The organism is Acidovorax sp. Root568 (assembly GCF_001427445.1).
Lineage (GTDB): Bacteria > Pseudomonadota > Gammaproteobacteria > Burkholderiales > Burkholderiaceae_C > Acidovorax > Acidovorax delafieldii.
On sequence record NZ_LMGP01000018.1, the window covers coordinates 401,786 to 424,631 of the forward strand.

24 protein-coding genes are annotated in these 22,846 nt (G+C 62.2%); 14 read left to right on the forward strand and 10 right to left on the reverse strand.

From position 1 onward, the window contains the following. Positions 1-13 precede the first annotated feature (13 nt). A complete protein-coding gene (locus tag ASD75_RS19690) occupies positions 14-808 on the forward strand; it encodes an ABC transporter ATP-binding protein (RefSeq protein ID WP_056061058.1) in 795 nt (264 codons plus the stop codon). A 2-nt stretch (positions 809-810) separates the two neighbouring features. Beyond that, positions 811-1,539, forward strand: a complete 729-nt coding sequence (locus ASD75_RS19695) for an ABC transporter ATP-binding protein (RefSeq protein WP_056061060.1) — start codon at positions 811-813, stop codon at positions 1,537-1,539. Here the strand turns inward: ASD75_RS19695 and ASD75_RS23865 are convergent. After that, a complete protein-coding gene (locus ASD75_RS23865; protein WP_162251097.1) occupies positions 1,524-1,823 on the reverse strand; it encodes a hypothetical protein in 300 nt (99 codons plus the stop codon). The two genes, ASD75_RS19695 and ASD75_RS23865, sit on opposite strands and share 16 nt — an antisense overlap. Here ASD75_RS23865 and ASD75_RS19700 point away from each other — a divergent pair. From ASD75_RS19700 to ASD75_RS19710, 3 genes are all read left to right on the forward strand, one after another. After that, positions 1,753-2,115 carry a DMT family protein gene (locus ASD75_RS19700; RefSeq protein WP_015013099.1) on the forward strand — a complete coding sequence of 121 codons (363 nt, stop codon included), beginning with the start codon at positions 1,753-1,755 and terminating at the stop codon, positions 2,113-2,115. The two genes, ASD75_RS23865 and ASD75_RS19700, sit on opposite strands and share 71 nt — an antisense overlap. A 178-nt stretch (positions 2,116-2,293) precedes the next feature. Beyond that, the gene (locus ASD75_RS19705; protein WP_055403060.1) at positions 2,294-2,941 is read left to right on the forward strand and encodes a DUF47 domain-containing protein; all 648 of its coding nucleotides are present in this window, start codon (positions 2,294-2,296) and stop codon (positions 2,939-2,941) included. Positions 2,942-2,960: 19 nt separating this feature from the next. Next, the gene (locus ASD75_RS19710) at positions 2,961-3,971 is read left to right on the forward strand and encodes an inorganic phosphate transporter (protein WP_056747483.1); all 1,011 of its coding nucleotides are present in this window, start codon (positions 2,961-2,963) and stop codon (positions 3,969-3,971) included. A gap of 117 nt (positions 3,972-4,088) precedes the next feature. Here the strand turns inward: ASD75_RS19710 and ASD75_RS19715 are convergent, their stop codons facing one another. Together ASD75_RS19715 and ASD75_RS19720 are read right to left on the reverse strand one after the other, a co-directional pair. Then, positions 4,089-4,535 (reverse strand): TM2 domain-containing protein, encoded by a 447-nt coding sequence (locus ASD75_RS19715; protein WP_056747484.1) that lies wholly within the window; start codon positions 4,533-4,535, stop codon positions 4,089-4,091. A gap of 10 nt (positions 4,536-4,545) precedes the next feature. Continuing rightward, positions 4,546-5,067 (reverse strand): GNAT family N-acetyltransferase, encoded by a 522-nt coding sequence (locus tag ASD75_RS19720; RefSeq protein WP_056061071.1) that lies wholly within the window; start codon positions 5,065-5,067, stop codon positions 4,546-4,548. A 145-nt stretch (positions 5,068-5,212) separates the two neighbouring features. On the opposite strand from ASD75_RS19720, the gene rpsP reads away from it, so the two are divergent. From rpsP to ASD75_RS19750, 6 genes are all read left to right on the forward strand, one after another. Beyond that, complete coding sequence (gene rpsP / locus ASD75_RS19725) at positions 5,213-5,464, forward strand: 30S ribosomal protein S16 (RefSeq protein WP_015013104.1); 252 nt, start codon at positions 5,213-5,215, stop codon at positions 5,462-5,464. Positions 5,465-5,538: 74 nt separating this feature from the next. Further along, positions 5,539-6,111, forward strand: coding sequence for a ribosome maturation factor RimM (gene rimM / locus ASD75_RS19730; protein WP_056747485.1), 573 nt, complete (start codon positions 5,539-5,541; stop codon positions 6,109-6,111). Between the two features lie 24 nt (positions 6,112-6,135). Then, complete coding sequence (gene trmD / locus ASD75_RS19735) at positions 6,136-6,894, forward strand: tRNA (guanosine(37)-N1)-methyltransferase TrmD (protein WP_056747486.1); 759 nt, start codon at positions 6,136-6,138, stop codon at positions 6,892-6,894. A 128-nt stretch (positions 6,895-7,022) separates the two neighbouring features. After that, a complete protein-coding gene (gene rplS / locus ASD75_RS19740; protein WP_056061081.1) occupies positions 7,023-7,406 on the forward strand; it encodes a 50S ribosomal protein L19 in 384 nt (127 codons plus the stop codon). Positions 7,407-7,496: 90 nt separating this feature from the next. Further along, positions 7,497-8,219, forward strand: coding sequence for a CoA pyrophosphatase (locus ASD75_RS19745; protein ID WP_200947624.1), 723 nt, complete (start codon positions 7,497-7,499; stop codon positions 8,217-8,219). 189 nt (positions 8,220-8,408) lie between these two features. After that, complete coding sequence (locus ASD75_RS19750) at positions 8,409-9,395, forward strand: CobD/CbiB family protein (RefSeq protein WP_056747487.1); 987 nt, start codon at positions 8,409-8,411, stop codon at positions 9,393-9,395. A gap of 49 nt (positions 9,396-9,444) precedes the next feature. Here ASD75_RS19750 and rsgA read toward each other — a convergent pair whose 3' ends face one another. From rsgA to ASD75_RS19765, 3 genes are read right to left on the reverse strand one after another with little or no spacing between them, the layout of a single operon-like run. Further along, positions 9,445-10,389 carry a ribosome small subunit-dependent GTPase A gene (gene rsgA, locus ASD75_RS19755; protein ID WP_056747488.1) on the reverse strand — a complete coding sequence of 315 codons (945 nt, stop codon included), beginning with the start codon at positions 10,387-10,389 and terminating at the stop codon, positions 9,445-9,447. 12 nt (positions 10,390-10,401) lie between these two features. Further along, positions 10,402-10,740 (reverse strand): 4a-hydroxytetrahydrobiopterin dehydratase, encoded by a 339-nt coding sequence (locus tag ASD75_RS19760; RefSeq protein WP_056747489.1) that lies wholly within the window; start codon positions 10,738-10,740, stop codon positions 10,402-10,404. Further along, the gene (locus ASD75_RS19765) at positions 10,737-12,044 is read right to left on the reverse strand and encodes a M48 family metallopeptidase (protein ID WP_056747746.1); all 1,308 of its coding nucleotides are present in this window, start codon (positions 12,042-12,044) and stop codon (positions 10,737-10,739) included. Before ASD75_RS19765 ends, ASD75_RS19760 begins: the two co-directional genes overlap by 4 nt. A gap of 37 nt (positions 12,045-12,081) precedes the next feature. Here ASD75_RS19765 and orn point away from each other — a divergent pair, with 37 nt between their 5' ends. The 3 genes from orn to ASD75_RS19780 all read left to right on the forward strand — a co-directional run bounded on the left by orn (position 12,082) and on the right by ASD75_RS19780 (position 16,552). Further along, positions 12,082-12,675 carry an oligoribonuclease gene (gene orn / locus ASD75_RS19770; RefSeq protein ID WP_056062110.1) on the forward strand — a complete coding sequence of 198 codons (594 nt, stop codon included), beginning with the start codon at positions 12,082-12,084 and terminating at the stop codon, positions 12,673-12,675. A gap of 390 nt (positions 12,676-13,065) precedes the next feature. Then, the gene (locus ASD75_RS19775; RefSeq protein ID WP_056747490.1) at positions 13,066-14,946 is read left to right on the forward strand and encodes a DEAD/DEAH box helicase; all 1,881 of its coding nucleotides are present in this window, start codon (positions 13,066-13,068) and stop codon (positions 14,944-14,946) included. A 136-nt stretch (positions 14,947-15,082) separates the two neighbouring features. Continuing rightward, positions 15,083-16,552: a GGDEF domain-containing protein gene (locus tag ASD75_RS19780; protein ID WP_056747491.1), complete on the forward strand. Its 1,470-nt coding sequence runs from the start codon at positions 15,083-15,085 to the stop codon at positions 16,550-16,552. Positions 16,553-16,567: 15 nt separating this feature from the next. Here ASD75_RS19780 and ASD75_RS19785 read toward each other — a convergent pair whose 3' ends face one another. The 4 genes from ASD75_RS19785 to bcsQ form a co-directional block, all read right to left on the reverse strand. Further along, entirely contained in the window at positions 16,568-17,800 is a 1,233-nt protein-coding gene (locus ASD75_RS19785; protein ID WP_056061100.1) for a multidrug effflux MFS transporter, read from the reverse strand. A gap of 172 nt (positions 17,801-17,972) precedes the next feature. Continuing rightward, positions 17,973-19,550: a cellulose biosynthesis protein BcsG gene (bcsG, locus tag ASD75_RS19790; RefSeq protein WP_056747492.1), complete on the reverse strand. Its 1,578-nt coding sequence runs from the start codon at positions 19,548-19,550 to the stop codon at positions 17,973-17,975. Continuing rightward, positions 19,547-22,057, reverse strand: coding sequence for a UDP-forming cellulose synthase catalytic subunit (bcsA, locus tag ASD75_RS19795; protein ID WP_056747493.1), 2,511 nt, complete (start codon positions 22,055-22,057; stop codon positions 19,547-19,549). Before bcsA ends, bcsG begins: the two co-directional genes overlap by 4 nt. After that, positions 22,054-22,845, reverse strand: a complete 792-nt coding sequence (bcsQ, locus tag ASD75_RS19800; protein ID WP_056747494.1) for a cellulose biosynthesis protein BcsQ — start codon at positions 22,843-22,845, stop codon at positions 22,054-22,056. Before bcsQ ends, bcsA begins: the two co-directional genes overlap by 4 nt. Between the last annotated feature and the right edge of the window lies 1 nt (position 22,846).

Genomic DNA, 22,846 nt, shown 5'->3' on the forward strand with positions numbered 1-22,846 from the left:
AGAAAGTTAGAACATGGCAGAGAACATTCAGAAATCAGCCAGCGACGTGGTGCTGCGGGTTGCGGGCATTTCCAAGCGCTTCGGCGGCCTGCAAGCCCTCTCCGACGTGGGCATCACCATTGAGCGAGGCCAGGTGTATGGCCTGATCGGCCCGAACGGCGCAGGCAAGACCACGTTCTTCAACGTGATCACCGGCCTGTACACCCCCGACAGCGGTACCTTTGAACTGGCTGGCAAGCCTTACGAGCCCACGGCCGTGCACGAAGTGGCCAAGGCAGGCATTGCCCGCACCTTCCAGAACATCCGCCTGTTTGCAGAAATGACGGCACTGGAAAACGTGATGGTGGGCCGCCACATCCGTACCAAGTCTGGCCTGCTGGGCGCTGTGCTGCGTACCAAGGGCTTCAAGGAAGAAGAGCTGGCCATCGCCAAGCGCGCACAGGAACTGCTCGACTACGTGGGCATTGGCAAGTTTGCCGACTACAAGGCGCGCACCCTGAGCTATGGCGACCAGCGCCGCCTGGAGATCGCCCGTGCCCTGGCCACCGATCCGCAACTGATTGCGCTGGACGAGCCCGCCGCCGGCATGAACGCCACCGAGAAGGTGCTGCTGCGCGAGCTGATCGACCGCATCCGCAAAGACAACCGCACCATCTTGCTCATCGAGCACGACGTGAAGCTGGTGATGGGCCTGTGCGACCGTGTGACGGTGCTCGACTATGGCAAGCAGATCGCCGAAGGCAACCCTGCCGAAGTGCAGAAGAACGAAAAAGTGATTGAGGCCTATCTAGGCACCGGAGGACATTGAGAATGGCCGAAAAATCCAACAAGGTACTGCTGCAGGTCAAGGGCCTGAAGGTCGCCTACGGCGGTATCCAGGCCGTGAAGGGCGTGGACTTCGAAGTGCGTGAAGGCGAGCTGGTCTCGCTGATCGGCTCCAACGGTGCGGGCAAGACCACCACCATGAAGGCCATCACTGGCACCCTGGCCATGAACGACGGCGACATCGAGTACCTGGGCGAAAGCATCAAGGGCAAGGGCGCCTGGGACCTGGTGAAGAAGGGCCTGGTGATGGTGCCGGAAGGCCGTGGCGTGTTTGCGCGCATGACCATCACCGAAAACCTGCAAATGGGCGCCTACACGCGCTCCGACAAGGCCGGCATCCTGGCTGACATCGAGAAGATGTTCACCATTTTCCCGCGCCTGCGCGAGCGCAAGGACCAGCTGGCCGGCACCATGTCGGGCGGTGAGCAGCAGATGCTGGCGATGGGCCGCGCGCTGATGAGCCAGCCCAAGGTGCTGCTGCTGGACGAGCCTTCGATGGGCCTGTCCCCCATCATGGTGGACAAGATCTTTGAGGTGGTGCGCGACGTGTACGCGCTGGGCGTGACCATCGTGCTGGTCGAGCAGAACGCCAGCCGCGCGCTGGCGATTGCCGACCGCGGCTACGTGATGGAGTCCGGCCTGATCACCATGTCGGGCCCTGGCCAGCAGTTGCTCAACGACCCCAAGGTGCGCGCTGCCTACCTGGGCGAATAAGCGACCGCAAGCCTGCGCACCGCTGGTGTGGTGCGGCGGCTGTCCAGCAAGGCACTCCCTCGGGAGTGCCTTTTTTTATGTCTGTTGGTGGGGGTGGTGTTGCAGTAAATTGCTATTAAAAATATAGCTGACAAGGTATGTAACACCAGCACAATCGATTGGTTTTGTTCATAATCGGCCGCTTCGTTCACTTCCCCAGCCTGCCGCTCCACCATGAACGCGCTCCAATCCCTGCCTATTTCTTTGCAAACGGTATTGCTGCTCACTGCCAGCAATATCTTCATGACCTTTGCGTGGTACGGTCACCTGAAGAACCTGGCGTCTTCGCCATGGTATGTCGCGGCCCTCGTCAGCTGGGGTATCGCGCTGTTTGAATACCTGTTGCAGGTGCCGGCCAACCGCATTGGCTTCACCCAGTTCAACGTGGGGCAGCTCAAGATCATGCAAGAGGTCATCACGCTGGGCGTGTTTGTGCCGTTCGCCGTGTTCTACATGGGGCAACCCCTGAAGTGGGACTACCTTTGGGCAGGGTTGTGCCTGGTGGGGGCGGTGTATTTCATCTTCCGGGGCGCCTGAAGGCACAGGGCCTGAACGGCCAGTGTGTCGTCGCCCACGGCGCCGTGCGCATGACTGCATGAGGCAGCGGCATCAGTCCCTGCAGGGCGCACGGTTAAACTCGCCGGGTCACGAAAGCGTCATGGTTTTGTCATGGCGCGGCCTTTTCTCACCATTCGTTCCCGATCCAGGAGTCTCCATGCTGTTTGCCAAGCTGTTGCCACGCGAAGGCAATTTTTTCGAAATGTTCAACCAGCATGCGGACCGCATCGTCGAGGCGGCCCGGGCCTTCTCGCAACTGGTGGCCAACTACAGCGACCCGCACCTGCGCGACAAGTACAACCAGGATGTGGACAACGCCGAGCGTGCCGCCGATCGAGTGACGCACGAGGTGAACAAGGCCATCCACAAGACCTTCATCACCCCCATCGACCGTGAGCAGATCCACACGCTGATCAACACCATGGACGATGTGGCCGACCTGATCCAGGACTCGGCTGAAACCATGGCGCTGTACGACGTGCGCCACATGACGGAAGAAATCACCCGTCTCACGGACCTGAGCCTCAAGTGCTGCGAGCGCCTGCGCGATGCCGTCAAGCTGCTCGACAAGATCGCCGACCCGGCTGTGGCCGAGGCCGCGCTCAAGACCTGCGAGGAGATCGACAAGCTCGAATCCGACGCCGACCGTGTGATGCGCAGCGCCATGAGCAAGCTGTTCCGCGAGGAGCCCGATGTCCGCGAGGTGATCAAGCTCAAGGCCATCTACGAACTGCTGGAGACGATCACCGACAAGTGCGAGGACGTGGCCAACTGCATCGAGGGCATCGTCCTCGAGAACTCCTGATCCGCGCAGGCTGACCAGTATGGAAACCGTACAGACGGCCCTCTGGGTTGTGGTTCTGCTTGTGGCCCTGGCAATCCTGTTCGACTTCATGAACGGGTTCCACGACGCGGCCAATTCGATCGCCACGGTGGTCTCCACCGGCGTGCTCAAGCCCGCGCAGGCGGTGCTGTTTGCCGCCTTCTTCAACTTTGTGGCGATTTTTGTCTTTCACCTGAGCGTGGCAGCGACGGTGGGCAAGGGCATCGTGCAGCCCGGCATTGTGGACACGCACGTGGTGTTTGGCGCCCTGGTGGGCGCGATCACCTGGAACGTGATCACCTGGTACTACGGCATCCCCAGCAGCTCCTCGCACGCCCTCATCGGCGGCATTGTGGGCGCTGTGATTGCCAAGGCTGGCGCGGGCGCGCTGATCTCGGCGGGCATCCTCAAGACCGTGGCGTTCATCTTTGTCTCGCCGCTGCTGGGTTTTGCGCTGGGCTCGCTCATGATGGTGGCCGTGGCCTGGATCTTCAGGCGCACGCGCCCGAGCAAGGTGGACAAGTGGTTCCGCCGGCTGCAGCTGGTGTCTGCCGGCGCCTACAGCTTGGGGCACGGCGGCAATGATGCGCAAAAGACCATCGGCATCATCTGGCTGCTGCTGATTGCCACCGGGTACTCGTCGGCGTCTGATGCCTCGCCCCCCACCTGGGCCATCATCAGCTGCTACGTGGCCATTGGCCTCGGGACCATGTTTGGCGGCTGGCGTATCGTCAAAACCATGGGCCAGAAGATCACCAAGCTCAAGCCGGTGGGTGGCTTCTGCGCCGAAACGGGTGGGGCGCTGACCTTGTTCCTGGCCACCACACTGGGCATTCCGGTGTCCACCACGCACACCATCACGGGCGCCATCGTCGGTGTGGGCTCCACGCAGCGCGCCAGCGCCGTGCGCTGGGGCGTGGCCGGCAACATCATCTGGGCGTGGATTCTGACCATCCCAGCAAGCGCCTTTGTGGCCGCCGTCGCCTACTGGATCAGCCTGCAGCTGTTCTGATGGCGGAGTTATCGCGAATGCTATTGAATAGATAGCATTCAAGGCAATCAACACTAGCGCATACGCCCCACTGAGTGTGAATTCGATGGGGCGTTTGCATTGGCGCCTGCCAGCGGATCACTGCGAGATCTTGCGCGCTTCCTCGATCTGGTACTCAAAGTACCGCTGGAAACTGAACGCCAGGCTGGCCATCAGTACCGTGGTCCCGATCAGCAGGGACACCACGATGGCGCCCACGGTGATCCATTGCGTCCTGCCCGGCGCGGCGTCTGGTGCGGCGCTGGGGTTGTAGCGCGCATTCCATGCCTCGGGCGTCATCAGCGCGTACAGGATGGCACGCAGCGCACAGGCGGCAATCGTGAAGCCCAGCAGCGGTATCAGCGCCCAGCTGTAGTGGTCGTCCTGGCCGAGTTGTTGCACCCGCTGAATGCCATAGATGCCCAGCGCCGTGGGGATGGGCAACAACCAGCCGAGCATGTCGGACAGGCCATGAAGGTAAAAGCGGTGCAGGCCCAGAGGTCCGCCGACAAAGGCGAGCCAGGCGGCTACGGTTTTGTTTTTCATGGGTGCCGCGCTATTCGGGAGAAGTGGTGTCGCCCGCGCCCAGGGTCTTTTCCATGAGCACGATGTCGCGCCAGGCGCCGAACTTCCAGCCCACCGAGCGCATGATGCCCACATCGGTGAAGCCCAGGGCCCGGTGCACGCCGATCGAGCCTGCGTTGGCAGAGTCTCCAATCACCGCCAGCAGCTTGCGCACGCCAGCCGCTTCGGCCTGTACCGCCAGCTCGGCCAGCAGCTTGCGGCCCAGGCCCATGCCGCGGGCCTGATCGGCCACGTAGATCGAGTCTTCGGCCGAGAAACGGTAGGCCGGGCGGGGTTTGAACCAGTTGGCATAGGCAAAGCCCAGCACTTGACCGTCTTTCTCCGCAACCAGCCAGGGCAGGCCACGCGCCAGCACGTCAGCGCGGCGGCTTGCCATGTCGGCTTCGGAGGGGGGATCTATCTCGAAGGTGCCCGTGCCGTGGAGCACATGGTGTTGGTAAATGGCCGTGATGGCAGGAATATCGCTGTCAGTGCTGGGGCGGATAGAGGGCATTTTGGGGAAATGGATATAATCGCAGGCTTTGCAGCGTGTCGCTGGCCGGGTGGCCATGTCGCGTGTCTCAAGCGTTGCGAATATGGTTGCGAACACTGTGGCTTACGGCAAATGTTGCCGGAGTTCACCACCCGAAGGATAAATCATGGTCGTCATTCGACTCTCCCGCGGCGGCTCCAAGGGCCGTCCTTTCTTCAACATCGTCGTTGCTGACAAGCGCGTGCGCCGTGATGGCCGCTTCATCGAGCGCATCGGCTTCTACAACCCCACCGCCAAGGAATCTGAAGAAGGCCTGCGCATCGTGCAAGACCGTCTGGCTTACTGGGTGGGCGTTGGCGCCCAGTCCTCCCCCACGGTGGACCGCCTGATCAAGCAAGCCGCCAAGAAGGCTGCTTAAAGCTCCCTGAAAAGGGCGGGTTCCGTCGGCTGGTCTGGCGGAACCCGCCCTTTTCTCATTCTGGACTCACTGCCATGGCCACCACACCGTTGACCCTCGAACCCGCAGAACTGCCTGCCGACGCCGTTGAAGTGGGGCGCATCGCAGATGCCTGGGGCATCAAGGGTTGGTTCAAGGTGCTGTCGCACAGCAGCAATCCCGAGGCGCTTTTTTCGTCCAAACGCTGGTATTTGCAGCCCTCCGAGCGTGGTGCCAAGACCTTCAGCGGCACCGTGCTGTTGCCCATCCGCCAGGCCAAGGATCATTCGGACTCCGTGGTGGCCTGGGCGCAGGGCATTGATGACCGCAATGGGGCTGAGGCGTTGCGCGGTGCGCGGATTTTTGTGCCGCGATCCAGTTTTCCATCCACCTCCGAAGACGAGTACTACTGGGTCGATCTGATCGGTCTGTCGGTCTTCAACCGTGAAGGTGTGGCGCTGGGCGAGGTGCGCGAGTTGATGTCCACCGGTCCCCAGACCGTGCTGGTGCTGGCCCATGAGCAGGACGGCAAGGCACAGGAGCGCATGATTCCGTTTGTCTCGGCCTTCGTGGACAAGGTGGATCTGGCCGAAAAACGCATCACCGTGGACTGGCAGCCCGACTACTGACCGCGCCGTCACGAGCCGCGCCCTATGCGCTTTGACATCATCACCCTCTTTCCCGAGCTGTTCGCGCCCTTCCTGGCGAGCGGTGTGACCCGGCGTGCCTATGCCAGCGGCCAGGTCGATGTGCGCCTGTGGAACCCACGAGACTACGCCGACGGCAACTACCGCCGGGTGGATGACCGCCCGTTTGGCGGTGGCCCGGGCATGGTGATGATGGCCGAGCCCCTGGCGCGGTGTCTTGCGGCCATCCGGGCAGAGCGTGGTGAGCCCGAGGGCGGCGAGGCGCCGCTGGTTCTTTTTTCTCCCATTGGCGAGTCGCTGAACCACGCCGCCGTGGAGCGCTGGTCTGCCAGCGAGGGGGCTGTGTTGCTGTGTGGACGCTATGAAGGCATCGACCAGCGGTTCATTGACACCCATGTGAATGTTCAGATGAGCCTGGGCGACTTCGTGCTCTCGGGCGGCGAGATTGCCGCCATGGCGCTGCTGGACGCCGTGGCGCGCCTGCAGCCCGGGGTGCTCAACGATGAGGGCAGCCACCAGCTCGACAGCTTCAATCCCGCGCTCGATGGCCTGCTGGACTGCCCGCATTACACGCGGCCCGAAGAGTGGGCAGGGCAGCAGGTGCCAGCGGCCCTCATGTCGGGTCACCATGCGCAGATCGAGCGCTGGCGGCGTGATCAGCGCCTTGCTACCACGGCCCGCCACCGGCCTGATCTCATCGATGCCGCGCGCAAAGCGGGGCGTTTGGCACCCGCCGATGAAGCCGTATTGGCCAAGCTCGGCTGAATTGCTATAATCAGAGGCTTTTCGATCCTCTGGCCGGCCGTTTTGACTGGGAGTTCTCCCGCAAAACACTGAGACGTCAATCCCGACGCAGCCATTTTTGGCGCGGACAAGATCACTAGGAAACTCACATGAACCTGATCCAGACCCTGGAAGCGGAAGAAATTGCCCGCTTGAACAAGACCATCCCCGAATTCGCCCCTGGTGACACCGTCATCGTGAGCGTGAACGTTGTGGAAGGTACCCGCAAGCGCGTGCAGGCTTACGAAGGCGTGGTGATTGCCAAGCGCAATCGTGGCCTGAACAGCGGCTTCACCGTGCGCAAGATCTCCAGCGGCGAAGGCGTGGAGCGTACGTTCCAGACCTACAGCCCGCTGATTGCCAGCATCGAAGTCAAGCGCCGCGGTGATGTGCGCCGTGCCAAGCTTTACTACCTGCGTGACCGCAGCGGCAAGTCGGCACGTATCAAGGAAAAGCTGCCTTCGCGCGTCAAGGCTGCTGCTACCGCCGCTTAATTCAAGCAAGGCGAGGGCCTGTCCTGACAAGCCGCTACAGCATCTGCCTGTAGCGGCTTTTTGTTTTTTGGTCCGTGGAACCTGCTTTTTGTGAACCCTTCTTCTCCTCCTGCTGTCTCATCGGTCATTGCGCCTCTGTCGAGCCTGCCCGACTTTGACCCCCGCATGGTGCCGGTGGTCGGGGTGGATGCGCACCTGCCCGCCGTGCCCCTGGCTGTGCAGACGCCCGATGCGCTGCGTGCGCGTTTTGCACAGCCACCCCAGTGGGAGCCGGAGGTGGTGCTGGAAAAGAAGTTCATGAACCGCGAGCCAGCCCACGCGTCCGTGTTGCTGGCGATCGTATTGCGCGAGCGACCCATGGTGCTGTTGACGGAGCGCACCGCACATCTGTCCACCCATTCCGGGCAGGTGGCCTTCCCGGGCGGGCGGGCTGATCCGGAAGACGCCAGTGCTGCTGAAACCGCCTTGCGCGAAGCGCAGGAGGAGGTGGGCCTGGACCGTGAATTTGTCGAGGTACTGGGGACCTTGCCCACCTACGTGACCGGCTCGTCATTCATCATCACCCCGGTGGTCGCCCTTGTGCAGCCGGACTGTGTGCTTCGGCCCAACCCGTATGAGGTGGCCGACCTGTTTGAGGTACCGCTGGCCTTTTTGCTCGACCCAGCTCACCATCGCCGCCATGTGTTTGACCGTGATGGCGTGCACCGCGAATGGTTCTCCATGCCCTACCAGCAAGGCGACAAGACCCATTTCATCTGGGGCGCCACGGCTGGCATGCTGCGCAATTTCTACCGGTTCATGATGGCTGAATGAAGCACCCCTGAGGCGCTTCGCGCGGACGCACCCGGTGTGTGGCAGCGCGACCCCTCACGTGGGGCTCTGGCTTCGGCCATGTGGGCTTTGAGGGCTGCGGGTGGGGTCCCCGCTTCATTGGAGGATGTGTTGCTGAGGTTCGGCGGAATCATGTGCTCCCGTGGCTTGGCGCCAGTATCATTGCCCCCCATGAGTTTCTTTGCCATCCTGTTCGCTCTGCTGATCGAGCAGGCACGCCCTCTAGCTCGCAGCAATCCCATCCACGCGGGGCTGCGTGCATGGGCCTTGTCCGTGAGCCGCAATTTCGACGCGGGCAAATCGCATCACGGGTGGGTGGCGTGGAGCCTCGCGGTACTCGTTCCCGCACTGGTCACACTGGGCATCCACTGGCTGCTGCTGTGGGGTCTCGGCTGGCCGTTTGCGGTGCTCTGGAGCGTGGCGGTGCTCTATGTCACGCTGGGTTTTCGGCAGTTTAGCCACCACTTCACCGGCATCCGCGATGCGCTGGAAGAGGGTGACGAAGACGCGGCGCGCGAGCGCCTCGCGCACTGGCAACAGGTGGATGTGGGGGCCCTGCCGCGCAGCGAGATCGTGCGCCATGTGATCGAGTATTCGGTGCTGGCTGCGCACCGGCATGTATTTGGGGTGTTGGCGTGGTTCTCGGTGCTGGCTGCGCTGGGTCTGGGGCCGACGGGGGCGGTGTTGTATCGCCTGGCTGAATTTGTCTCTCGCTACTGGCATTACAAGCAGCGCACGGGCGCATTGCCCGCCAGCGAGTCCTTGCAGCAGGCGTCCGCCCAGGCCTGGACTGCCATCGACTGGTTGCCTGCGCGGCTCACGGCACTGAGCTTTGCGGTTGTCGGCAGTTTTGAAGAAGCGATTGAAGGCTGGCGTTTTCATGCGCAGCGGTTTCCCAACGACAACGATGGTGTGGTTCTTGCCGCCACTGCAGGGGCCATCAATGTGCGCCTGGGCGGTGAGGCGTTGAAGGCGCGCACTGAGCTGCATGCACCACAGGGTCTGGAGATTGATGCCGACATGGGCGACAGCGACTCCACCCCCGGCCGCGAGCCTGAAGTAGGCCACCTTCGCAGCGTGGTGGGCCTGGTGTGGCGCTCGGTGGTGGTCTGGATGCTGCTGCTGGCGCTGCTGACGCTGGCCCGGTTGCTCGGCTAGCCCGTTCACCTGTCGCGCCATCTCGCATGGCGCCGCTGGCATACGCCGGTCAATACCGGGTGTGACTCAACTCTTCAAACAAATCACTATATATTTTGTAGCGAGAGGGGCTTATACCTCCAGCGCCTTGGCCCTTTTTGACTGCATCCAGCACACCGCACCCCGGCTCATGCAGGTGGGTGCAGTTGTAGAACTTGCAGGCCGTTGCATGCTCGGCGATGTCGGGCATACAGGCCGCCAGCTGCATGGGAGCGATATGGTGCAGCCCGAATTCCTGGAACCCTGGCGAGTCGATCAGTGCCGTGGTGCGCGCCGCATCCATCCAGTACCAGTGGGTGCTGGTGGTGGTGTGTTTGCCTGAATTCAGGGCCTGCGAGATTTCTCCTGTTAGCACCGAGGCGCCCGGCACCAGCAGGTTGATCAGCGTGCTCTTGCCGGACCCCGACGGGCCCAGCACCAGCGTGGTCTTGCCCTGCAAGTGTTCCATGAGCAGGGCGCGGTCCACATCGCTGGACAGTGCCAGAGATAGCGGCAGCACGCCATAGTGTTTGCCTGCGCCCATGTGCCGGTACGGCAGCAGTCGCTCCCATGCGCGGGCGAAGGGTTCGACCAGATCACTCTTGTTGAGTGCAATGATGGGTTTGATGCCCTCCGCCTCTGCAGCAATCAGTGCCCGTGATAGCTGGCTTTCGGAGAACACCGGTTCCGCCGCAATCAGGATAAGCACCTGATCGAGGTTGGCGGCGAAAGATTTGGTGCGAATCTCGTCCTGTCGGTAGAACAGGTTGCGCCGTTCCTTGACCTTTTCGATGGTGCCTTCTTCGCCTTGCCCGGGCGGCGGCGCCTGCCATAGCACATGGTCGCCAACGACGGCCTGGCTTTTTTTACCGCGGGGGTGGCAGATGCGGCGCTCCCCATCCGGGGTCTCGACCATGCAGTGGCGCCCATGGCTGGCCACCACGGTACCTTCCATGAGGGCGCTGCGTTCAGCCATGGTGGGCCTGCCTCACAGTGCGACCAGTGCGTCGAACTGGGTGGCGCACTCGAAGTCGGTGCTGGAGATGCCATGCACGTCGTGCGTGTTCAGTCGCACCACGCAGCGGTTGTAGTGCACAGACAGATCGGGGTGGTGGTCTTGCGCATTGGCGATGAACGCCAATGCGTTCACGAACGAGATCGTCTCGTAGTAGTTGGCGAAGTGGTAGGTCTTCTCGATGGCGACGTTGGCGCCGTCGCCACTGAGGCTCCAGCCCTCCAGTTTGGCTAGGTTTGCTACTATTTCTGTAGCTGTCAGGGCGCGTCGGGTCAGCGTGGACCAGTCTTTTTTCTTCAACATGGTAGTCATGGGTGAGCAGGGGTTTGCATGCGCGCCAGCCGTTCTGTGGCGGGTGGATGCGAGTAGTAAAACTTCACGTAGACCGGGTCTGGAGTGAGCGTGGAGGCGTTGTCTTCGTACAGCTTGAGCAAGGCCGACGACAGGTCGGCGCCGCTGGCCTGGGCCGCGGCATATGCGTCCGCCTGGAACTCATGGCGACGCGATTGTTGCGAAAACAGCGGCGAGATGAAGAAGGTAAATACCGGAACGACCAGCATGAAAAGCAGCAGTGCCAGCGCATCATTGGGTGCGGCGGCCATGGCCGGGTCCAGCGAGAGGTTGGGCCGCACACCCAGCCCGGTGTAGAACCAGACCTGTGTGGAAAGCCAGCCCAGCAGCGCAAAGCCCGCCAGGCTGAGCGCAAACATCATCACGATGCGCTGGATGATGTGGCGGTGCTTGAAGTGGCCCAGCTCATGGGCCAGCACAGCCTCGACCTCGCCAGGTGCCAGCTGGCGCAGCAGGGTGTCGTAGAACACCACGCGCTTGGCGGCACCAAAGCCAGTGAAATAGGCATTGGCGTGGGCGCTGCGGCGGCTGCCGTCCATCACGAACAGGCCCTTGGCCGAGAAGCCGCAACGCTGCATCAGCGCAGTCACGCGGGCTTTGAGCGACTCGTCTTCAAGCGGCTGGAATTTGTTGAACAACGGTGCGATGAAGGTGGGGTAAATCACCATCAGCAGCAGGTTAAAACCCATCCAGAAGCACCAGGCCCACAGCCACCACAGCGGGCCTGCAGCGCCCATCAGCCAGAGGATCAGTGCGGCAATGGGCAGCCCGATGATGGCGCCCACCAGCAGGCCCTTGAGGGCGTCCGCCAGCCACAGGCGCCAGGTCATCTTGTTGAACCCAAACCGTTCTTCCACAACAAACGTCTGGTACAGCGACAGGGGCAGGTCGATCAGGCCGCTGATGGCAGCAAAGGCGACCAGGAATGCCATCTGCTGCCACATGCCGCCGCCCAGCACGCCAAGCAGCGCCTGGTTCAGTGCGTCCAGGCCGCCCAGCAAGGTCCAGCCCAGTAGCACGGCCGCGCCCAGCGCCATCTCCAGCATGCCCAGCCGGGCCTTGGTGATGGTGTAGTCGGCCGCCTTCTGGTGCGCCGCCAGGGCGATGCGCTCGGCAAACGGTACCGGGACCGCAGCGCGATGGCGTGCAACATGCCGGACCTGGCGCGTCGCCAGCCAGAACTTGAGGGCCAGGCCCAGCAGCAGCGCGGCTGCAAAGGCCAGGGTGAACAGCAAAGAGGGGGAAATGTCGTCAGAGGTGGGCATGTGCGGCGAGTTTAGGCCATCGGCGACAATGCGCGCCATGTCAGAAGCCAACAACCCCACCCCTGCCACGCTTGCCAAATCCGACCAGAACCTGGTCTGGCTGGACTGTGAAATGACCGGCCTGGAGCCCGACACCGACCGCCTGCTGGAGATCGCCGTGGTCGTGACCGGTCCGAGCCTGGAACCCCGCGTCGAAGGCCCCGTGTTTGCCATTCACCAGCCGGATGAATTGCTGAACAAGATGGATGCCTGGAACAAAGGCACGCACGGCCGCAGCGGCCTGATCGACAAGGTTAAGGCGTCCACGGTGACGGAGGAGGAAGCGGAACAGAAGATCCTTGCTTTCCTGGCCCAGTACGTGCCCAAGGGCACTGCGCCCATGTGCGGCAACAGCATCGGTCAGGACCGGCGTTTTTTGGTGCGTTACATGCCCAAGCTTGAGCGGTTCTTTCACTACCGCAATGTGGATGTGAGCACGCTCAAGGAGCTGGCCAAGCGCTGGAAGCCCGAGGCATACACCAGTTTCAAGAAAGCGCAAAAACACACGGCCCTGGCCGATGTCCATGAGTCCATCGACGAGCTGGCGCATTACCGTCAGCACCTGTTGGCCGTGGATGTGAAAACGTCTTGAGCCACTGCTTCTCATCCCTTTTGTGAGGGGCGTGGGAGCCCTTGTGAGATCCGCTCCTTTGGTGCGGGTGTTTTACGACGACGCGGGACTGGATTCCTGGCAGTGAAGGCATTGCCACTGGCGAAAAGCGAAGTGGGGTATTGCGGGCAAACCCTTAATCGTGCAATAATCGATGGCTGCGCAGGAATCCCTCGCAGATTGTGCATCTCCCCTCACACACCGGGCTTGCCAGCCGACTGTCACTCGACAGTGCAGGACTGGCGAATAACGCCCACCCGCTCCGGCCTTCTCTGAGCCAGCGCAGGTTTCGTTTGATGGTTGATGTTTTTTAACCATTTGACGAAGCCAATCGCGGGCTGCGCCCGCGACCGTCTTCGTGAGAGAAAAATCATGACCGACACCTCTTTGGTGCAGGGCGAATTCGCGCCTGCAGACACTTCCTTTGCTGCCGACATTTCCGTGCAGTCTTCTCCCCTGGACGCGGTGGTATCAGCCGTCGAAGCCGATGCTGCTGTGACCGCTGAGCCCAATGGCTTCATCGAGCTGGGCCTGGCCCCTGAACTCGTGCAAGCCGTGGCTGATCTGGGTTACACCCAGCCCACCAGCGTGCAGCTCAAGGCGATCCCTCTGGCGATGGGCGGTGGCAACGACTCCACCAAGTTCATCGACCTCATGGTCTCCAGCCAGACGGGCAGCGGCAAGACCGCAGCCTTCCTCCTGCCTGTGCTGCACACACTGATCAACCAGCAAGCTGCTGCCGAAGCCGAAGAGCGCGCCGCTTTTGAACGCGCCGTGGCCGAAGCCGCTGCCCGTGGCGAACCTGCTCCCAAGCGCGCCAAACGCAAGGACCCTACCAGTTCGCGCAACTTCAAGGCTGCCACCCCTGGTGCCCTGATCCTGTGCCCGACCCGTGAACTGGCGCAGCAAGTCGCGCACGATGCCATCGACCTGGTCAAGCATTGCCGTGGCTTGCGTGTGGCCAACGTGGTGGGTGGCATGCCTTACCAGTTGCAGATCGCCAAACTGCAAAACGCTGACCTCGTGGTGGCAACCCCTGGCCGCCTGCTGGACCTGCAGCGCTCGATGCAAATCAAGCTCGACAAGGTGCAGTTCCTAGTCGTTGACGAAGCGGACCGTATGCTCGACCTGGGCTTTTCGGATGACCTGGCAGAACTGAACCAGCTGACCGCGCAGCGCAAGCAGACCATGATGTTCAGCGCCACATTTGCGCCCCGCATCCAGCAACTGGCCATGCGCGTGATGCACGACGGTGGTTCGTCTGTGCAGAAGGTGACCATCGATTCTCCGCAAGAGAAGCACGCCAACATCAAGCAAGTTCTGTACTGGGCCGACAATGCCCAGCACAAGCGCAAGATGCTGGACCACTGGCTGCGTGACACCACGATCAACCAAGCCATTGTCTTTGCCAGCACCCAGGTGGAGTGCGACGGTTTGGCCAACGACCTGCAGCAAGAAGGCTTCTCGGCCGTCGCGTTGCATGGCGCCCTGAGCCAGGGCCTGCGCAACCGCCGTTTGATGGCGCTGCGCGCTGGTCAGGTGCAGATTCTGGTGGCTACTGACGTGGCCGCACGGGGCATCGACGTGCCTACCATCACCCACGTGTTCAACTTCGGCCTGCCCATGAAGGCTGAGGATTACACCCACCGCATCGGTCGTACCGGCCGTGCGGGCCGCGATGGCCTGGCCATCACGTTTGCCGAGTTCCGCGATCGCCGCAAGATCTACGACATTGAGTCGTACAGCCGCCAGCAGTTCAAGGCCGAAGTGATTCCGGGCATGGAGCCTTCGCAGCGCGCTCCGCAGGCACCCCGCGGTGGCGATTTTGGTGGTGGCCGTGGCGCCCCGGGCCGTTCGTATGACAACCGTGATAACCAGTCGCGCGGTCGCTTCGGTGGTCCAGCACGTGGTGGCAATGATCGTGGTGGATTCGGTGGTGGCTTTGGCGGCGGCTTTGCTGGTCGTGACAACCGTGGTGCCCCTGCCCGTGGTGAAGGCGGCGGCGATTTCGCTGGCCGTGATGACCGTGGCGGCGACCGTGGTTTTGCGCCGCGTCGTGACGGTGACGGTTATGGCCGCAAGCCTGGTTTTGGTGATACAGGCCGTGGTGGCTTTGCTCCTCGTGGCGATGCGGGTGCACCGCGCGGCGATTTCGCTCCTCGCAAGCCTGCATTTGCCAAGCCTGCCGGTGGTGGTGGCAAGCCCTTTGTGGCCCACGACGCCCGCAAGCGTCCTGCACGCCCCGCGCGCTGATTGTTGTGTGGCGCTAGCGCCGCCCTTTGTGCAAAGGCCAGTACCGTAAGGTGCTGGCCTTTTTTCATTGGGGAGGCCATCTCAGCTGCGGTTGCCAACGGCGCCTCGTCAATAATGGCCGCCGGAGGAATCTGCTGTGTCGTCTTCTTTATCTTCGGGTGCGGACTTTGAGCACATGTTCGGGCTGGCGCCAGTGTCGCTCTGGTTGGAGGACTACAGTGCGCTCAAGCAGCTTTTTGAGCAGTGGCGCGCCGAAGGCGTGACCGACATCCGCCAGTTCCTGGCAGAGGACCCGGCCCGCCTGCGGGCCTGCAGTGCAGCCCTCAAGGTGCTCAAGGTGAATCAGCGCACGCTGGATCTGTTTGCCGCCGAGAGCCAGCAGGTACTGGAAGCCAATCTGGATAAGGTCTTCAGGGACGACATGCACGACGCGGTGGCGCATGAGCTGTCTCAGTTGTGGGACGGGCAGCTGGAGTTTTCTAACCAGACAGTCAACTATGCGCTCGACGGACGTCGGCTGGATGTGCAGATCCGTGCGCGCATCCTGCCCGGTTACGAGGACAACTGGAGCCGTGTGCTGGTGTCGCTGGAGGATGTTACGGCCACCGTGCGTGCAGGTGCCGAGCTGCGCCGCAGCGAGCGGTACGCACGCGATTTGTTCGAACATTCACCCGTATCCTTGTGGGTGGAGGACTTCAGTGCGGTCAAGAGCCTGCTCGATGGTGTGCGTGCGCAGGGTATTGATGATTTCAAGACTTTCATCCGGGTGCATCCCGAGTTCGTGACACGCTGTATGCACGAAATCCGGGTGATCGATGTGAACCAGCAGACCCTGCGCATGTTCGGCGCAGAGAGCAAAGAAATGCTGCTGAACAACATTGGCCGGGTGTTTCGCGGTGAGATGCACGAGTCCTTTGCGGAGCAATTGCTGGACCTGTGGGAGGGCAAGACCTTTCAACAGCGCGAAGTGGTTAACTACGCACTGTCCGGGGATGCCGTGCATATTCACATGCAGTTCTCGGTGCTGGCCGATCACATGAGCGATTGGGGCCTGGTGCTCCTGTCGCTGGTGGATATCACGGCACGCAAGAAGGCCGAGGCTTACCTAGAGTACCTGGGCAAGCACGATGTGCTCACGCAATTGCGCAACCGAGCCTTTTATGCGGAGGAGCTCAACCGCCTGACCCGCAAGGGCCCTTGGCCGCTGTCCATCATCGCCATCGACCTGAATGGTCTCAAGGTGGTGAACGATGAGCAAGGCCATGCGGCGGGGGACTCCATGCTGCGCCGCGTTGGCGAGGTCTTGGCCAAGGCCGTGGATGCTCCGGCCTGCGCAGCCCGCATTGGTGGTGACGAGTTCACGGTGTTGTTGCCAGGCACGGATGAGCGCGGAGCCATGGCTTTGCAGGAACGCATTTTGTCGATGCTCGAACTCAACAACCAGTTCTACCCTGGCCAGCATCTGAGCCTGGCCATGGGGATTGCCTCTTGCCAGTCTGGAGATGCGGTAGAAGCCGCGATCCATCGCGCAGACCAGGCGATGTATGCGGAGAAGAACCGCTATTACCAGCAAAAGAACGTGGACCGGCGGCAGCCCAGTCCTTGATCAGTCGGGTATTGATCAGAGGTGGACCGGCGTACGGCCGATCTCGGGCCAGCGATGGTGCAGACAGATCCAGGACAGCATGCCAATGCACAACATCAGGAGTGATGACAGCGCCAGCAAAACGGTAGAGTGCATCACCAGCGGAGCGATGACGCCTGCCACCAGGCCATTGGCCGAAGAGCCGACAAACGCCTGCATGGATGAGGCCATGCCTCGGCGCTCCGGGTAGAGGTCCAGCACCAGCAGCGTCACCACCGGCACCATCAGTGCCCAGCCAAAAGAGAAGACCGCAATGGGCGCCAGAGCCCACCAGGCGTGGGGTGTGAACAGCAGATTGGCGACCAGGTTCAACACAGCCACCGAAAACATGATGACAAATCCGTGGCGGATCTGGCGCTTGGGCGGGATACGCCCTGCCAGCCGTCCACTGAGCCACGCACCGCCCATGATCCCCGAGATGGTCAGGACAAAAAACCAGAAAAACTGCGTAGGCGCCAGCGACAGGTGATCGCCAAGAAATGCTGGAGCCGAGAGAACGTACAGGAACATGCCATTGAAGGGCACGCCACTGGCCAGCGCCAGCAGCACAAAGCGCGCACTGGTGCCCAACTGCACGTAGCCGCGCATTAGATGGCGCACATGAAAGGGCTGGCGCTGCTCCACATGCAAGGTCTCTGGCAGCAGCCTGAAGTTGGCGGTCCAAAGGGCCACTCCCACGAAGGTCAGGAACCAGAAAATGCTGTGCCACCCGGTGTGGACAAACAGCCATCCTCCGATGATGGGAGCGATCGCTGGAGCCACTCCAAAGTAGATGGTCACCTGGCTCATAACCTTCTGCGCTTGTGCTGGAGGGAACATGTCGCGGATCACCGCGCGGGAGACCACGATCCCTGCTCCCGTGGACAGGCCTTGCAGTGCCCGGAAAAAGACCAGTTGCCCGATCGTTTGCGACAGCGCACACCCTGCGGAAGCGAGCGTGAACACGGCGATGCCCCACAAGATCACGGGCCTGCGCCCAAAGCTGTCTGCCAGCGCGCCGTGGAACAGGCTCATGAACGCAAAGCCGAACAGGTAGGCGGACAGCGTCTGCTGCATTTCCACCGGTGTGGCTCCCAGCGCCGCGGCGATGCCTGAGAACGCGGGGATGTAGGTGTCGATGGAGAAAGGCCCGAGCATGCCCAGCACAGCCAACAGGATCGCGAGCGCCCAGCGGGGTGCTTTCCAGAGCAGATGGGCTTGTGGGTTCATGAGTGGTGGCAGATGGGGGTTGCGGGCACGCGAAGGACATCGCACCGCCGTGGCATCGCGCGATGGCGCGGCAGTGCGGATGGATTATGGGGGACGCATGCGGCAGGGTGCGGAGAAGGGGGCTGTCGCGCAACCCCTCGTCACGCCCCGTTCGGGCTTCAAGCCAACGTAGTCAATAGTTGTAGGGAACCCATTCACCGTTCCCCGAGCGCATCACGTACTTGCCTTCCATGTTGCGCATCACGATCACATCGGCGTTCTCTGACACAAAGGGGGTAGTGACCGGGGCTGCGAGCCGCTCCGCCAACGGGCGCGCGGAGTCGACGTAAGGGTTGTCGCGAATCAGATCGCCTAGCAAGGTGTACAAGCCCAGGTAGCTCATCGGCTGGTTCACAACCACGGGCGCTGCTGGGGCGGATGCCTCAGATGGCTTCATGCCCACCAGCTTCACCGCAGCGGGGACCAGGGTGATGCGGGGGCCAGGAATCTCCCGCATGCCCGACATCTGGATTTTGTCTCCGCGCAGCGATGCGCCGTGCTCAGGGACCAGCATCACGACCACAGGGCGGCCTGCTGCCTCTAGTTCGGAGATGAACTTGTCGAAGTCGGCGAGCAGCTGTACCAGGCGGGGCTTGAATGTCTCCAGGCTGTTGCGCGAAGCCATGCCTGGCACGCGATTTCCGTCGTGCAGGGAGATGGTGTTGTAGTACAGCGCCACGGGCCCGGTGCTGCGGTCAGTGCTGCGCTTCTTCCACCATTGCGCCAACAAGGCGTGGTCGTTATAGATGGGCGAGCCGTCAAAATTCTGCATGTGCACGGGCGCGCCCTGATTGGACTGCAGCTTGCCAGCAAGGCCTCCGCGCTGTTCCAGCGCATGGGCAAACTCTTCGTACACCCCGTCGTGGTTGAGCAGTGCAGCGGTCTGGTAGCCCACTTTTTCCAGGTTGGGAAACACGTAGCACTGCGGATCAATGCCCTCGTACAGCTTGTTGTGTGGTGTTTGGCCACAGGTGCCGTGCAATACCCGCAGAGAGGCTGGCCCGCTGTAGCTGGCAGCGCTGTTGAAGTTGGTGAACAACACATCAAAACGCTTGAGGAATGGGTTGTCCCGCTGTCCTACAAAGTCCATGTCATCCCACGACAAGGAGCACACATGCAGCAGGATGATGTCGAATGCCGGGGGCGTATTGGGCGCGGTGAACTGGACGCGCCTTTGGCTTTCGCTCGCGTAAAAGCGTTGCAGCAGAGCGTCTGGCGACGTGTCCTGATTGTCGTTGGGCGCGGCGGCCGAGTTCAATCCGCTTGCTGCGGCCATGGTGGCCTGGGGCGTAGCCGCCTGCTCCTGCAGGGCCGCTACCACCGGTACGCTCAACAACGCTAGCAATGCAAACGTCCCTGCACGCACCCGCCGGGCCAGTGCTGCATAAAGCACGATGCCGACCAGTCCCACCAGCAGCATTTCAGGGTTGAACACCCGCTGGGCAAGTTCCAGCCAGTAGTCCGCGCTGAAGCCACTCAGCGCTTTGAGCTGCGACAGCACGCGTCCTGGGCTGGGAAGGTAAGAGTCGGCATACAGCAGTGCGATGGCAGCCGGTACGGCGACTGCAGCCCGTACATGGCGCCACCCCTTGTGCGCAATGGGGGGCAGCATGGACGCCCACAACAGCAGGTTCAGCCACCAGTTCAAGCCGATATAGCCACCAAAGTACAGGCCCACCTTGGCAAGGAAAATCAAATGCCAGAAGCTCATGCCGGCAGCCTTTCTTGCCCGCGCTGCTTGCGAAGGGGCCACCGGCTGCGTGCCGACTCCACCAGCGAAGTCCAGAACTTGCGGTAGCCCAGCACGCCCAGCTGCGCGATTTCCTGCAGGCCATGCAAAGGTCGGTCGGTATCGTGGCTGTCGTTCCATTGCCTCCAGGTGTCGGGGCGGGCAAAGGTGCACTGCACCAGGTCGATTTGTTGTTCGCGCGTCATGGGATCAAACTGAAAACCGGTGGCGCTCTGGCCTCTGTGCAACATCACCGTGGCTGGAAAGGTGCATTCCGTATCGTTGCGCCACAGTCCCACCTGCACCTTGTCTCCCACGGCCAGTGGAGTGCCTTCAGGTAATTGCAGGCCTACACCAGTCATGGAAAAGTCGAGGCAAAGGGCCCTCAGCACGGTTCCGTCGTCCTGGTACAAGGTCGCGGGCAATTGCGTGGCCACGCGGTGCATTCGCCGCACCTGGCGTGCTTCGGATGCCACACCCAACGCAGCACCCAGCATGAGGATGCTGTAGACCGTCCATAGCAGATTGAGGAGTACAGTGGCGGTTTCCTCGGTATTCCAAAAGAACAGGCGCAGCAGGCCCATGCCGAAGGCTGCGAAGTTAAGCAGGACCAGCACGGTGTAAGGGCGGGAGATCATCCAGTCGAAGTACGGCTCATCCACCAGCCCGCCCTTGGCTGTCACGTTGAACTTGCCAAGGCGCGGATTGATCAGCGCCACCGTGGTGGGCAGGGCCACGTACCAGGCCAACACCGTTTCGTAGACCTCAGCCCAGAACGTGTGCCGGTGCTCGCCTTGCACGTGCGCATTGGCGATGTTGGACTGCAGGATGTATGGCAGCACATACAGCGCGATCATGATGGCGCCCGCGTTGATGATGTGCCATTCAAAAAACAAGAAGGCCATGGGCGCGGTGAGGAACACCAGCCGCGGCAGCCCGAAGAAGAAGTGCACCATGGCGTTGGCATAGCAGATGCGCTGCCACAGCGTGAGGCCCTTGCCCAGGAAGGGGTTGTCCACGCGGAAGATCTGCGCCATGCCGCGCGCCCAGCGGATGCGTTGGCCCACATGGGCCGACAGGCTCTCGGTAGCCAGGCCAGCGGCCTGCGTCTCGTTGATGTAAGCCGTGGTGTAGCCGCGCCGGTGCAGCTTGAGGGCGGTGTGCGCATCCTCGGTCACCGTTTCCACGGCGATGCCGCCCACCTCCAGCAGTGGGCCGCGGCGTATTACGGCGCAGGAACCGCAGAAGAAAGTGGCGTTCCAGAAATCATTGCCATCCTGGATCAGACCGTAGAACAGGGCACCTTCGTTGGGCACACGGCGGAAGGTGCCTAGGTTGCGCTCAAACGGGTCTGGTGAGAAGAAGTGGTGCGGCGTTTGCAGCATGGCGCACTTCGGATCGCGCTGGAACCAGCCCACGGCCGTGGTCAGGAAGGAGCGTGTGGGAATGTGGTCGCAGTCGAAGATGGCGACCAGCTCACCATCGGTCTTGCCCAGCGCATGGTTCAGGTTGCCAGCCTTGGCGTGGTTATTGTCGGGCCGCACGATATAGCCCACGCCCATGGATTCAGCAAAGGCACGGAATTCCTCGCGCCGCCCGTCGTCCAGGATGAAGACCTTGACCTTGTCTTTGGGCCAGTCCAGTGCCATCGACGCCAGCACTGTGGTGCGCACCACACTCAGCGGCTCGTTATAGGTGGGTATGTACACATCCACCGTGGGCCAGGACGCGGGCGCGCCTTGCAGCTCCGCCGGACTGCGGTGCAGGGGCCAGGCAGTCTGTATGAAGCCCAGCACCACCACCAACCAGGTGTAGGCCTCTGCCGCCAGCAGGCCGTAGCCCAGGAAGGACTCGATGACCGAGTCGAATTCAATCGATGAAGTCAGGCGCCACCAGGCGTAACGCCCCATCGCCAGCAGGCTGATCGCTGCAAGCGCCAGCGAAGGATAGCGGCCTGGCAGGCGCCGGAGCACCAGGGACAGTCCCCAGCAGAGCAGCATGAACAACAGTTGCCCAAACCAGTTGAATGGGGTGGTCATGACGACCAGACCGGTGACCGCCCCCACCGCCAGGATCACCCAGCGCAGGCCAGGAATCTCCAGGGCCGGTGTGAGCCACTGGTCTGCCAGTCGCAGGCCCTTGCCCACGTTGACGTGGGTGGCCAGGCGGTCCATGGCACGCAGGAAAAGCCGGATGGGCCAGAAAACCAGTGTCAGCGCCAGTGCCAGGACTCGCCAGTGCCAGCGCATGGCCCAGCCGAGGCCTGCCCAAAGCCCGCGCACTGGGCGTAGCAACCAGGGGCGCAATGCGCGCTGTGGCGAGGGTGGTAGAACGAAACAGCGCCACAACCACATCCACCAGGGAGCCTCATGCCCGACCTCCAGCTGGCGCCCGAGCCACATCAGTGCCTTGCGAGTGGGCACCAGTGCGTCCGCTTGTTCGGTGGCCGGGGTAGGTGTGGTGGTGCCCGAGGGCGCCTGGTCTGTCATGGTGCAACCACTCCAGCTGCGGGCGCAGGCAGCGGCCCCAACGGAGGCACTGCCGACAGCCAATGGAAGATGCCCTGGAGATCGTGCGCGGACTGTGCATGCGGTGCCATGCCGTTCACGCATTGCGATGCGGCCAGTGCACGTGAGAGGTTCTCGTCTTCATGCACGGTATAGGGCAGCAATTGGCTTCCCCACTGCTGGCGCAAAGTGCTGAGCGCCTCCCGGTGCGATGCGCGGCGCGGGTCAAAACGCATGACTGCGATGCCCTGCATGTTGGGCGTTGCTGGCGACGCCTGCAGCATGGCGCGTACGGCGTCCGTGCTGGCACATCCGCGCGCAGACGCTTCCATGACCACCAACACCGCATCTGCGCAGCGCAGCGCTGCCTGTGCCAGCGGCGAAGGCCATTGCGGTGTGTCCAGCAGTATCGTGCAATCCTCTGGCACGTCGAGCAGTTCCAGCTGGTCTTGCAGCCACTGTGGGTGGGCAGCCAGCAACTGGTGGAGCGTCGTGATGGTTTCTGGCGCCGCTGGGCCATAGGGCAGAACGCAGACGCCGTCCGCGTTGTCGAAGCTGCCGTCTGCCCACCAAGAGCCTGTGGCGGCAAGTGCTGCCCATCCCTGACTGGCGGGGCGGGGCATGCCCAGGTGTATGCCCAGCAGATTCTGGGCACAGAGCTCTACGGCCAAGGTGTGCTGGCCTTGACGGGCACCAATGGACGCCAGGTGGGCGACCATGGTGGTACGCCCGGACCCGCCGAGCGGCGAAACGACAGCAATCACGCGCATG